Origin of the sequence: Pantoea sp. ICBG 985, assembly GCF_002928365.1 — a bacterium.
Taxonomy (GTDB): domain Bacteria; phylum Pseudomonadota; class Gammaproteobacteria; order Enterobacterales; family Enterobacteriaceae; genus Pantoea; species Pantoea dispersa.
This window is the reverse complement of record NZ_POWM01000002.1, coordinates 63829-75767: the sequence shown is the minus strand read 5'-3', so window position 1 is coordinate 75767 and position 11939 is coordinate 63829. Positions and strand designations below refer to the sequence as shown.

Genomic DNA, 11939 nt, shown 5'->3' with positions numbered 1-11939 from the left:
CCCTGCCGCCCCCGTGGATTTCCCGGGGGCTTTTGCTATCATGTGCCATCGTTTTTCCGGCGCACCCGGATCTGACTCGTTTTTCAAGGATTCCGCCATGCAACCTCTCAGCGGTCCCGGTGTGCCCGCGGGCGATCGTTCATCTGTTAACCCGGCTAACGGCGCAGGCCGCCCCGGCGCTGCGGCAGGTGAACAGCCGCTCTCCCCGGCCCAGCGCACCACGCTGGAACGCCTGATCGTCCGTATCATGTCACTCAGCACGCTGAAAGCGCCCGAACTGTGGGCTGGCATCCGTCATGAAGTGGGCGTAAAAAATGACGCCGAGCTGCAGTCGCGCCACTTCCCGGCGGCCGAGCAGCATCTTAACAGCCGTCTGACGCAAGTGCAGAACAGCCACGCCACGCGCCAGCTGTTGCAGCAGCTGCTGGAAAAACTGCCGCAGGGCAACAATCGTCAGGCGGTGAGCGACTTTATCCGTCAGCAGTTTAATCAGACGGTATTGAGCGCGCTGAGCCAGGATCAGCTGCGTCAGGTGCTGACCATGCTGCAGAACGGTCAGATGGCGATCCCGCAGCCGCAGCAGACGCGCACCACCGATCGCACCCTGTTACCGGCCGAACAGCAGGCGCTCAACCAGCAGGTCACACGCCTTGCCGCCGCGACCGGGGAATCGCCGGTAAAAGTGCTGGCCGACACGCTGAAACTGGTCAATCTGAAGAGTGGCGACCCGGTTCCGTCGCGCCACTTCCCGCTGCTGACGCAGTTTTTACAGGTGCGCCAGACGCTGAGCCAGCACAGCGCGCCGACGCTGCAGCTGCTGGAAAGCTCGCTCAAACAGCCGCTGAGCCACGACGAGCAGCGTATGCTCGAGGATTACAGCCTGCAGCGCTTCCAGGCCACGCCGCAGACGTTGCTGACACCGGCGCAGAGTCAGGATCTGCTGATGCTGCTGTTCAGCCGCCGCGCCGAGCGCAACAGCGAAACGCCGCTGGCCGACAGCGAGCTGCGTCCGCAGCCAATCTGGGCACCGTTTGTTGAAATTCTGCCGCGTCCACTGGCGCAGCGCCCGGCGCTGACGCTGGTGCTCGGCCTGGCGCTGTTCTTCTTTTTGCTCTGGCTGCTGCTGTAGTTAAGCCATCGCGCTCAGCAGCCGCACTCCGCCGCGGGTGCCGCGGCGGGCCACTCGCCTGCCGCCGCGCCCCACGCCATCGGGTGGCCGTCGCGCTTCCAGAAATCCAGCCCGCCAATCAGCTCTTTAACCTGAAACCCCAGCTCAGCCAGCTTTAGCGCCGCTTTGGTCGAACCGTTGCAGCCGATGCCGTCGCAGTAAGTCACATAGACGCGGTGACGATCGAGCCGCGCGGTGCTGGCTGCATCCATCTCGCGATGCGGCAACGACAGCGCACCGCAGATATGTCCGGCCTGATATGCGTCGCGGCTGCGGGCATCAATCACCACAATCTGCGTGACGCCCTGCGCCAAATCCGCCGCCAGATCCCAGGCATCGGTGTAATAGCTGAGTTTGTGCTGCAAATAAGCCACGCTGTGCTGCGGGCTGGCGGGCGGATAAAACAAAACGGCTGACATGGCATTCTCCTGTTGTGATGTCCCTGCAGTGTACGGCAAAGTGGTCTGCATCCTGATACCACATTGACCGGAACAATAAGACCATTATGCACCACGCCTTTTTGCCGCTGTTTCGCCATCAGACGCAGGGCGGCTTACGTCAGCGGCTGTGCGCTACGCTGCGCCAGGCCATTGTCAGCGGCCATTTGCGCTTCGGGCAGAAGCTGCCCTCCAGCCGCCAGCTGGCTGCCGATCTGGCGCTGTCACGCGTAACGGTCGAGGCCGCTTACAGCCAGCTGGAGAGCGAAGGCTACGTGCAGCGGCACAGCGGACGCGGCACCTTCGTCGCCATCGCGCTGCCGCCACCGGCGGAAAAGGCGACAGCGCAGCGCGCACCGCGTTTTTCGCAGCGCGGCACGCAGGTGCTGGCGACCGGTGGCTGCCAGGATCCCCCTTTTCCCCTTGCCTTTGCCGCCGGATCACCGGAACTGCGCGCGTTTCCGCACCGCCAGTGGCAGCGGCTGAGCCACAGCGTACAGCGCGCGCTGGGCAGTCAGGTAATGGGCTATGGCGATCCGCTCGGTTATGCGCCGCTGCGCCAGGCGGTGGCGGATTATCTGGCGCTGTCGCGCGGCGTGCGCTGTACGGCTGAGCAGGTCATCATGCTCACCAGTTCACAGCAGGCGCTGCAGCTGCTGGCGCTGATGTTTCTGGATGCAGAGGATGAAGTGTGGCTAGAGGAGCCGGGCTACCGTGGCGCACGGAACGCCTTTCTCGCCGCCGGTGCCCGCTGCCGTGCCATGCCGCTGGACGATCAGGGCGCGCTGCCACTCAGCGGCCGGGCGCAACTGGTGTATCTGACGCCCGGCCACCAGTATCCGACCGGCACACCGATGAGCCTCGCGCGGCGGCTGCAGTGGCTGGCGTGGGCACGTCAGCACGACAGCTGGCTGATCGAGGATGACTACGACAGTGAATTTCACTATGACGGTCGCCCGGCGCCGGCGCTGCAGGGGATGGAAGCCGATAGCCGGGTAATTAGCCTGGGTACCTTTTCCAAAACCCTGTTTCCATCGCTGCGGCTGGCGTGGATGGTGGTGCCCGCGGCGCTGGTGACGGCGCTGGGTCGCGCACGCAGCGTACTGGACGGCCACAGCGCCCTGCTGCCGCAGGCGATCACCGCCGAATTTATCCAGCAAGGCTATTTCGCCAGCCACCTGCGGCTGATGCGTCAGCTCTATCATAGCCGGCGCGATCGGCTGCTGACACAGATCGAACAGCACCTGCAGCCGTGGCTGCGACCGCTGCCGGCGACAGGCGGGTTGCAATTGACAGTTGAGTTATTACAGGGAGATGAGGCGCGGCTCACGCAACAGGCGCAGGCCGACGGTCTGCTGCTGCCGCCGCTGTCACCCCTTTACGCCGGCGCATCGAAACAGCAAGGCTGGATACTCGGCTTTGCCGCGTTGACGCCCGGCGAAATTGACCGCGCCTGCGCGAAGCTGGTAAGGCTGCTGGCAACCTGAATCCGTCAGCGACAAAAACAACAAAGGCCGGATTAACCGGCCTTTGAGCATTAGCGTAAGCGTTACGCCTGGTATTTACGCAGGGTCAGCGTGGCGTTGGTGCCACCGAAGCCGAAGCTGTTGGACATCACCGTGGTCAGCGCTTTTTCGGTTGGCTGCGTCACAATGTTCATGCCCTTCGCTGCGTCATCCAGCTGTTCCACGTTAATGCTTGGCGCGATGAAGCTGTGCTCCAGCATCAGCAGAGTGTAAATCGCTTCCTGCACACCTGCCGCACCCAGCGAGTGACCGGTCATGGCTTTGGTCGCAGAGATGTATGGCGTGTTGTCGCCAAACACTTCGCGAATCGCGCCCAGCTCTTTCACGTCGCCGACTGGCGTTGACGTGCCGTGGGTGTTGAGGTAGTCGATTGGCGTATCCAGACCCTGCATCGCCATCTTCATGCAACGCACCGCGCCTTCGCCTGACGGTGCCACCATGTCAGCGCCGTCAGAGGTTGCGCCGTAGCCGACGATCTCAGCGTAGATGTGGGCACCACGCGCCAGCGCATGCTCCAGCTCTTCCACTACCACCATACCGCCGCCGCCGGCGATCACGAAACCGTCACGGCTGGCATCGTAAGTACGCGACGCTTTTTCCGGGGTTTCGTTGTATTTAGTCGAGAGCGCGCCCATGGCGTCGAACTCACAGGCCATTTCCCAGCTCAGCTCTTCGCCGCCGCCAGCAAATACCACATCCTGTTTGCCCAGCTGAATCTGCTCCACCGCGTTGCCGATGCAGTGTGCTGACGTCGCGCACGCCGAGCTGATGGAGTAGTTGACGCCGTGGATTTTGAACGGCGTGGCCAGGCAGGCAGAGACGCCGGACGCCATCGCTTTGGTCACTACATATGGGCCAACGCCTTTCAGACCGCGCGGGCCACGCATCGCGTCGGCACCGAACACCTGATAACGCGGGGAACCGCCACCGGAACCGGCAATCAGACCGACGCGCGGGTTGTTCTGGTACTGCTCATCCGTCAGGCCGGAATCTTTGATTGCTTCTGCCATCGACAGATAGGCATAGATTGAGGCATCACTCATGAAACGCACGATTTTGCGATCGATGAGCCCGTTAGTGTCCAGTTTGACGTTACCCCATACATGGCTGCGCATGCCGGCATCTTTCATCTCTTCGGAGAAAGTGATTCCGGAACGGCCTTCACGCAGGGAAGCCAGCACTTCCTGCTGGTTATTACCAATACTGGAAACGATACCCAGGCCAGTAATCACTGCACGTTTCATTCAATAGTCCTCATTCCACTTCTTTTGGATTGACGTGCACTCTAGCTTACAGTTGTACGCCGAACAAGTCCGATCAGCCATTTCCTTTTGTAAATTTGCGTCATGTGACGCCACTCGCTAAAATCGCGCCACTGCCTGAAAAATGAGCCTTTCCCGTGAAGTTATCCCCGGTTGAACATGCGCAATTAAACTGGAACGATCAGGGTACACCTGTTTCCCGAGCGTTCGACGACGTCTATTTCTCCAACGACAACGGACTGGAGGAGACGCGCTATGTGTTCCTCGACGGTAACCATCTTCCGCAGCGATTTGCCGCACATCCGCGCGATCTGTTCATCGTTGCCGAGAGCGGTTTTGGCACCGGACTCAACTTTCTTACCCTGTGGCAGGCGTTCGATCGCTTCCGCGCCGCCCATCCGCAAGCCGGCTTGCGCCGCCTGCACTTCATCAGCTGCGAAAAATACCCGCTGACCCACGCCGATCTGGTGAGCGCGCACGCGCACTGGCCGGAACTGGCCCCGTGGGCCGGACAGTTACAGCAGCAGTGGCCGCTGGCCCTGCCCGGCTGTCAGCGCCTGCTGTTCAATGGCGGCGAGGTGACGCTGGATCTGTGGCTGGGTGATATTAACGCGCTGATTGATACTTTTGATGACAGCCTCAACGGCCAGGTTGACGCGTGGTTTTTAGATGGCTTCGCGCCGGCGAAAAACCCGGAGATGTGGACGCCTTCGCTGTTCGCCGCCATGGCCCGGCTGGCGCGTCCCGGCGGCACCTTCGCCACCTTTACCTCGGCGGGCTTTGTGCGGCGGGGCTTACAGCAGGCCGGCTTCAGCGTGGCGAAGCGCAAAGGCTTCGGCCACAAGCGTGAAATGCTGACCGGCGTGCTGGACAGCGCCCCCGGGCAGCTAGCGGCTCAGCCGTGGTATGCGCGTCCGCAGGCCACCAGCCGCGAGGTGGCGCTGATTGGCGGCGGCTTGGCCAGCGCGGTGCTGGCGCTGGCGCTGCTGCGGCGTGGCTGGCAGGTTACGCTGTACTGCGCCGATGCCGCCCCGGCGCTCGGCGCATCGGGTAACCGTCAGGGCGCGCTCTATCCGCTGCTAAACCAGCACGATCCGGCGCTCGCCACTTTTTTCCCGGCGGCGTTCAGCTTTGCCCGTCGCCTGTATGATGCGCTGCCGGTGATGTTCGAACATCAGTGGAGCGGCGTGCTGCAGCTCGACTGGGATGCCAAAAGCGCAGAGAAGATCGCGCAGATGCTGAGCATGGATCTGCCGCACGAGCTGGCGCACGGCGTCAGCCCGCAGCAGGCGCAACAGCTGGCCGGCGTCGATCTCGACTGCGGCGGCATTTTCTATCCGCAGGGCGGCTGGCTGTCGCCGTCACAGCTCACCAGCAATCTGCTGGAGTATGCCCAGACTCAGGGGCTGCGCATGCACTGGCTGCATCGCGTGACGCAGCTGGTCCGCCAGCAGGCAGGCTGGACGCTGCAGTTCGCCCAACAGCCTGCGGTAAACCATCAGCAGGTGGTGCTGGCCAACGGCCATGCGCTGCAGGCGATCGGGCAAAGCCGCGATCTGCCGGTGTATGCGGTGGCCGGTCAGGTCAGCCATGTGCCGACCAACGCGGCGCTGAACCCGCTGCGCACCGTGCTGTGTTACGACGGCTATCTCACCCCGGTCAACCCGAACTTTGCCACGCACTGCATCGGTGCCAGCTACCATCGCGGTGAAACGACAACCGCTTTCCGCGCCGACGATCAGCAGGAGAATCGCCAGCGGCTGATTAACTGTCTGCCGCAGGTCAGCTGGCCGACGCAGGTTGACGTCAGCGCTGATGAAGCGCGCAGCGGCGTGCGCTGCGCCACGCGCGATCACCTGCCGATGAGCGGCAGCGTGCCGGATTACGCGGCGACGCTCAGTGAGTATGAGGATTTACCGGCGCAGCGCGCGCGCGGCGAGCAGATTGCGGAAGCGCCGGTGCATCCCGGCCTGTTCGTGCTTGGCGCACTGGGGTCGCGCGGACTGTGCAGCGCACCGCTGGCGGCAGAAGTGCTGGCGGCGCAAATGAGCGGCGAGCCGCAGCCGCTGGACAGCAGCACGCTGGCGGCGCTGCATCCCAACCGTTACTGGGTGCGCAAATTGCTGAAAGGGAAAAAGGCAGGACGCTAAAGCGCGGGGCGAGCGATCGCCCCGGCCAGTCAGGCAGTGAGGCGCGCCTGGGTAAACAGGTTATCCCACATGCCCACTACCAGCGCCTGGTCGCGCGGCGACAGCTCACCGGCGGCGATGGCGTTTTGCAGGCTGTTGGTGACCTGAATTTGCAGCGCTTCCGGCGTGTGTTCGCCGCTCTGCTCAATTTCCGCTACTGCCAGCGTCAGATGGCCACGCAGATAACCGCTGGCAAACAGTTCGTCGTCGCTGGCGTGTTCGACCATATCGTCAATCAGCGCCAGAATGCGGGACTCGAATTCTACGATCATCTTCTCATCATCCTTCATTTATCGGAGTGCGGCTCACAGATCTTCCGGCCACGGAAACTGTGCCGCCGTCAGTGCAGGCGTACCATAATAGCTGGCTAACGCATCAATAAAGCGCGCCGGACGCGCCGGAATGCCGTGCTGCAGATAATGCATTACCTGCGCATGCACCTTGCGCTGAAACGCGATGCGATCCGGTTCACAATCGCCGTCGAGATTGTCACAGCTGACGTTGAAGGGAAAGCCGGCTGCCACACAGAACAGCCACTCCAGCGCCTGCGGCTTAATCTCCACCGCTTCAAACTGGCCCTGCGTTTGCGCATCGCGCCCGTCCGGGCAGTACCAGTAACCAAAATCCACCAGCTTACGCCGCGCTTCACCGGCAATGCACCAGTGCGAAATTTCGTGCAGCGCGCTGGCGTAAAAGCCATGGGCAAATACCACGCGGTGCCACGGCGAGGTGTCATCCGCTGGAAGATAAATAGGTTCATCATCGCCTTTAATTAGACGCGTCTGAAAATCGTCAGCAAAGCAGCCGTCAAAAATCTCCACCAGCTGCTGATAATGGTGCTCTTTACTCATAATATTTTAATCTTTAAACAAACCGCCGCCATTGTCGCACTGGCGGCCGGTTTTGACGAGTGCGGATTACAGTGCGGCAAACCAGGCGAGAATGACACTGCCGTGGCTGTCCCACAACAGCTTAGCGCTCATGACAGCAGACACCGTCACCACCATCGGGCGAATCAGCTTCTGACCGCGGCTCAGCACCAGCCTGGCGCCGAGGCGTGCGCCAATAAACGCCCCCAGCAGCATAATCACGCCGGTGCCCCACACCACCTTGCCGCCGAACATAAAGAACAGCAGACTGGCGAAGTTAGAGGTGAAATTTAGGATTTTGGCGTGGGCGGTGGCTTTCGCCAGATTGAAGCCGCAAAGCGTGACGAAGGCCAGCGCATAGAACGAGCCGGCACCCGGGCCGAAGAAGCCATCGTAAAAGCCGACGCAGCCGCCGCCCACCAGCGCAAACGCCAGGCCGTGCAGACGCTGCTCGCGATCGGCCTCGCCGAGACGTGGCATCAGCAGGAACCATAGCCCGATGCTGATCAGCAGCAGCGGCAGTATCTGGCGCAGTATCTCAGCCTGAATATGCTGAATCAGCAGCGTTCCGCCAATCGCGCCGAGAAAAGTCATGGCGATATTCAGCCGCTGCTCGCGCAGTTTCACCGCGCCGCGCCGCACAAAATAGAGGCTGGCCGAGAAGGAGCCGCCGACCGATTGCAGCTTGTTGGTCGCCAGCGCCTGCGCCGGCGAAAGACCGGCCGCCAGCAGCGACGGCACGGTCAGCAGACCGCCACCGCCGGCGATGGAATCAATAAAGGCCGCCAGCACCGCGACCAGAAACAGCACGCCAAGCACTACCGGGCTGACAACAAACAGATCCATCTCAGGTTCCTACAGTAGATGCTTATCAAGTAACGCCTGGCAGGAAGGCGGCAACGGCGGCGGCGACTTCTTCACCGGCGGCGTAGTGCCCGGCTTCTTCGGCAGGAACCAGCTCTCCAGCTCTGCGCCGCAGCCATCGCCCGGCGGCGGTGGCGCCTGATCTTCACACTCCAGGCTGCCCGGCGGACAGCGCAGGCGCACGTGCATGTGTGCCCGATGGGCGAACCACGGCCGCACTTTGTGGAGCCACGCACGATCGCTACCGGCATCGGCACAAAGCTGCTTTTTAATCGCCGGATTGACGAAGATGCGCGTGACGTCTTCATCTTTCGCCGCCAGCTTGATCAGGCTGTCGATCTGCGGCTGCCAGTGCCGCGCAATCACCTGGCGGTCGTCCGGCCCAACCAGATCGAGCGGCTGCGGCTTCAGCAGCTGCTGTGCCGTCCAGCGGCTCTGCGGCAGCTGCAGCCAGATATCCACGTCGAGACCGGTCTGATGGCTGGCGTGGCCGCTGCTAAAACGTCCACCGGCGGCCATGCCCATATCACCAATCAGCACCTGGCCCAGCTGCAGCTGATGCGCCTGGGTGCTGAGGCGCTGGATAAAGGCGATCAGGTCCGGATGGCCGTAATAACGACGCTGATCCTGACGCATCACCTGATAGTTGGGCGAGTTGAGCGGCAGCTGCTGCGCCCCGACGATACAGCCGTTGGCGAAGCTGCCGATGGACTGCGGGCTGCCGGCAATCGGTTGATGGATTTGCTGCCACGGGGTGGCAGCCAGGCTGGCCGCACTGCACAGCAGCGCGGCAAGGGAGAGAAGCAGGCGGCGCATCATGCGGCTTACCAGCGCGGGACGCTGCTGTTAACGTCAGCGTTCTGCCCACGCTGGCGCAGCAGGTGATCCATCAGCACAATCGCCATCATCGCTTCCGCGATCGGTACCGCGCGGATGCCAACACAGGGATCGTGACGGCCTTTGGTGATCATCTCCACTTCCGCGCCGTCGCGGGTGATGGTGTTGCCCGGCACGGTGATGCTGGAAGTGGGCTTCATCGCCAGGTTGGCGCTAATGGTCTGGCCGCTGCTGATCCCGCCGAGAATGCCGCCGGCATGGTTGCTTTGAAACCCGTTGCTGCGGATTTCATCACGGTGCTGACTGCCGCGCTGGTTGATCACCGCGAAACCATCACCGATCTCCACGCCTTTCACCGCGTTGATGCTCATCAGCGCGTGCGCCAGGTCGGCGTCAAGGCGATCGAACACCGGCTCACCGAGGCCCGGCGGCACGTTTTCGGCCATCACCGTGACTTTGGCACCGATGGAGTCACCCTCTTTTTTCAGCGCGCGCATCAGTTCGTCCAGCGCATCGAGTTGGTCGGCATCGGGGCAGAAAAACGGGTTATCTTCCACGATACTCCAGTCTTTCAGCTCGCAGGCGATGTCGCCAATCTGCGCCAGATAGCCGCGCACCACGATACCGTGCTTCATCTGCAGATACTTTTTAGCAATGGCACCGGCCGCCACGCGCATGGCGGTTTCGCGGGCCGAAGACCGGCCGCCGCCGCGATAGTCGCGCAGGCCATATTTTTGTTCGTAGGTGTAATCCGCATGGCCAGGACGGAACAGATCTTTAATCGCGCTGTAATCCTGCGAACGCTGGTCGGTGTTTTCAATCAGCAGACCGATGGAGGTGCCGGTAGTGACGCCTTCAAACACGCCGGACAAAATCTTCACCTGATCCGGCTCGCGGCGCTGGGTGGTATAGCGCGAAGTGCCGGGACGACGGCGGTCGAGATCGTGCTGAATATCGGCTTCGGTCAGCGGGATGCCGGGTGGCACACCATCAACAATGCAGCCAAGCGCAATACCGTGCGACTCGCCAAAGGTGGTAACGCGAAAAAGTTGTCCGATGCTGTTTCCGGCCATGGGGGTTCCTTGTTGCGATGTTGCGGGCGAGCACTCGCCCCGATTTTTAGTCTTTATAGAATGAGAAGTGCGACTGCGCCGCGACGATTTGATCGCGCGTCAGCATGAACACGCCGTCACCGCCGTTATCAAACTCCAGCCAGGTAAAGGGCACGTCCGGATACTGCTCCATCATGTGCACCATGCTGTTACCGACTTCGCAAATCAGCACGCCCTGCTCACTGAGGTAGTCCGGCGCGCAGGCCAGGATGCGGCGCACCAGCTTCAGGCCGTCGCTGCCCGCGGCCAGACCGAGCTCCGGCTCGTGGCGATATTCGTTCGGCAGGTCATCCATGTCTTCGGCATCGACGTACGGCGGGTTGGTGACGATCAGGTCATATTTAACCTGCGGCAGATTGCGGAACAGATCGGCGCGAATCGGCGTGACGTGATGCAGCAGACCGTGCTCTTCAATATTCTGTTCAGCCACAGCCAGCGCGTCGGTGGAGATATCGACGGCATCCACTTCCGCTTCCGGGAAGGCGTACGCACAGGCGATGGCGATACAGCCGCTGCCGGTGCACATATCGAGAATGTGGCGTGGCGCTTCGTTGATCAGGCCGGCAAAGCGGTTTTCGATCAGCTCGCCAATTGGTGAACGCGGCACCAGCACGCGCTCATCGACGTAGAATTCATGGCCGCAGAACCAGGCTTTGTTGGTGAGGTAGGCCACCGGAATGCGCTCGTTAACGCGACGGATGACGCGTTCCACGATGCGGTGACGTTCGCTGGCGGTCAGACGCGCGTGGCGCATGTCTTCCGGAATATCCAGCGGCAGCCACAGCGTCGGCAGCACCAGTTGGACCGCTTCGTCCCAGGGATTGTCCGTGCCGTGGCCGTACCAGATGCCCGCCGCCGAAAAGCGGCTTACTGCCCAGCGCAGCATATCCTGAATGGTGTGCAGTTCGTTCACTGCCTCATCGACGAAAATCTTGTCCACGTAGCCCTCCGCAGGCCATAAAATCAATCGGCCGATAGTGTGCCATGAAGCCGGGCAGAATTCAGCGCAGCGAGGTGAAAAAGCTGACATTTGTTGACGCTTAGCGGTAAGGTAACGGCCAGACACCCGCCATTTCTGATGATTCACTGAGACATGAGTAAAAAGACGCCGCTAAGCCAGGACGACCAGGCGCTGTTCCGCCAGCTAATGAGCGGCACGCGCCAGCTGAAACAGGATACGATCGTGCACAAACCGGCAGTGAAAAGCCGCGAAGTGCCGCTGAAGCGGCTGCTGTCTGAGCAGGCCGATAACAGCCATTATTTCTCCGACGAGTTTCAGCCGCTGCTCTCCAGTGACGGACCAACGCGCTACGTGCGCGCCGATGTCAGCCACTATGAGCTAAAGAAATTACGGCGTGGCGATTATACGCCGGAGATTTTTCTCGATCTGCACGGGTTAACCCAGCTTCAGGCGAAACAGGAACTTGGCGCGCTGATTGCCGCCTGCCGCCGCGAGCATATTTTTTGTGCCAGCGTGATGACCGGCCATGGCAAGCACATTCTCAAGCAGCAAACCCCGCTGTGGCTGGCACAGCATCCGCACGTGATGGCGTTTCACCAGGCACCCAAACTGTTTGGCGGCGACGCCGCGCTGCTGGTGTTGATTGAAGTCGAAGAGTGGCAGCCGCCGGAATTACCCTGACCGGCAAAGGGACAGCGAGTGGGAAATAAAGTG

At 61.7% G+C, this 11939-nt stretch carries 12 protein-coding genes; 4 read left to right on the top strand and 8 right to left on the bottom strand.

The window, feature by feature from the left end; genetic code table 11:
* The first annotated feature begins 97 nt into the window (after positions 1-97).
* The gene (gene flk, locus C1Y42_RS06420) at positions 98-1129 is read left to right on the top strand and encodes a flagella biosynthesis regulator Flk (protein ID WP_059009109.1); all 1032 of its coding nucleotides are present in this window, start codon (positions 98-100) and stop codon (positions 1127-1129) included.
* Positions 1130-1143: 14 nt separating this feature from the next.
* Here flk and C1Y42_RS06415 read toward each other — a convergent pair whose 3' ends face one another.
* Positions 1144-1587 (bottom strand): rhodanese-like domain-containing protein, encoded by a 444-nt coding sequence (locus tag C1Y42_RS06415; protein ID WP_058769886.1) that lies wholly within the window; start codon positions 1585-1587, stop codon positions 1144-1146.
* A gap of 86 nt (positions 1588-1673) precedes the next feature.
* On the opposite strand from C1Y42_RS06415, the gene C1Y42_RS06410 reads away from it, so the two are divergent.
* A complete protein-coding gene (locus tag C1Y42_RS06410) occupies positions 1674-3092 on the top strand; it encodes a PLP-dependent aminotransferase family protein (protein ID WP_104093056.1) in 1419 nt (472 codons plus the stop codon).
* Between the two features lie 62 nt (positions 3093-3154).
* Here C1Y42_RS06410 and fabB read toward each other — a convergent pair whose 3' ends face one another.
* Entirely contained in the window at positions 3155-4375 is a 1221-nt protein-coding gene (fabB, locus tag C1Y42_RS06405; RefSeq protein WP_021509164.1) for a beta-ketoacyl-ACP synthase I, read from the bottom strand.
* A gap of 155 nt (positions 4376-4530) precedes the next feature.
* Between fabB and mnmC the strand changes: the two genes are divergently transcribed.
* Positions 4531-6543, top strand: a complete 2013-nt coding sequence (mnmC, locus tag C1Y42_RS06400) for a bifunctional tRNA (5-methylaminomethyl-2-thiouridine)(34)-methyltransferase MnmD/FAD-dependent 5-carboxymethylaminomethyl-2-thiouridine(34) oxidoreductase MnmC (protein ID WP_104093055.1) — start codon at positions 4531-4533, stop codon at positions 6541-6543.
* 29 nt (positions 6544-6572) lie between these two features.
* On the opposite strand, the gene C1Y42_RS06395 is transcribed toward mnmC, so the two are convergent.
* The 6 genes from C1Y42_RS06395 to prmB form a co-directional block, all read right to left on the bottom strand.
* Positions 6573-6854 carry a YfcL family protein gene (locus C1Y42_RS06395; RefSeq protein WP_010617478.1) on the bottom strand — a complete coding sequence of 94 codons (282 nt, stop codon included), beginning with the start codon at positions 6852-6854 and terminating at the stop codon, positions 6573-6575.
* A 33-nt stretch (positions 6855-6887) separates the two neighbouring features.
* The gene (locus C1Y42_RS06390) at positions 6888-7433 is read right to left on the bottom strand and encodes an elongation factor P hydroxylase (protein ID WP_021509161.1); all 546 of its coding nucleotides are present in this window, start codon (positions 7431-7433) and stop codon (positions 6888-6890) included.
* Positions 7434-7499: 66 nt separating this feature from the next.
* On the bottom strand, positions 7500-8297 hold the full coding sequence (locus C1Y42_RS06385; protein ID WP_058758411.1) for a sulfite exporter TauE/SafE family protein: 798 nt from the start codon (positions 8295-8297) through the stop codon (positions 7500-7502).
* A gap of 9 nt (positions 8298-8306) precedes the next feature.
* Entirely contained in the window at positions 8307-9131 is an 825-nt protein-coding gene (mepA, locus tag C1Y42_RS06380) for a penicillin-insensitive murein endopeptidase (RefSeq protein WP_104093249.1), read from the bottom strand.
* A gap of 8 nt (positions 9132-9139) precedes the next feature.
* A complete protein-coding gene (gene aroC / locus C1Y42_RS06375) occupies positions 9140-10225 on the bottom strand; it encodes a chorismate synthase (RefSeq protein WP_058758410.1) in 1086 nt (361 codons plus the stop codon).
* Between the two features lie 46 nt (positions 10226-10271).
* Positions 10272-11204 carry a 50S ribosomal protein L3 N(5)-glutamine methyltransferase gene (gene prmB, locus C1Y42_RS06370; RefSeq protein ID WP_104093054.1) on the bottom strand — a complete coding sequence of 311 codons (933 nt, stop codon included), beginning with the start codon at positions 11202-11204 and terminating at the stop codon, positions 10272-10274.
* A gap of 153 nt (positions 11205-11357) precedes the next feature.
* Here prmB and smrB point away from each other — a divergent pair, with 153 nt between their 5' ends.
* Positions 11358-11906 carry an endonuclease SmrB gene (gene smrB, locus C1Y42_RS06365; RefSeq protein WP_021509156.1) on the top strand — a complete coding sequence of 183 codons (549 nt, stop codon included), beginning with the start codon at positions 11358-11360 and terminating at the stop codon, positions 11904-11906.
* Positions 11907-11939 lie beyond the last annotated feature (33 nt).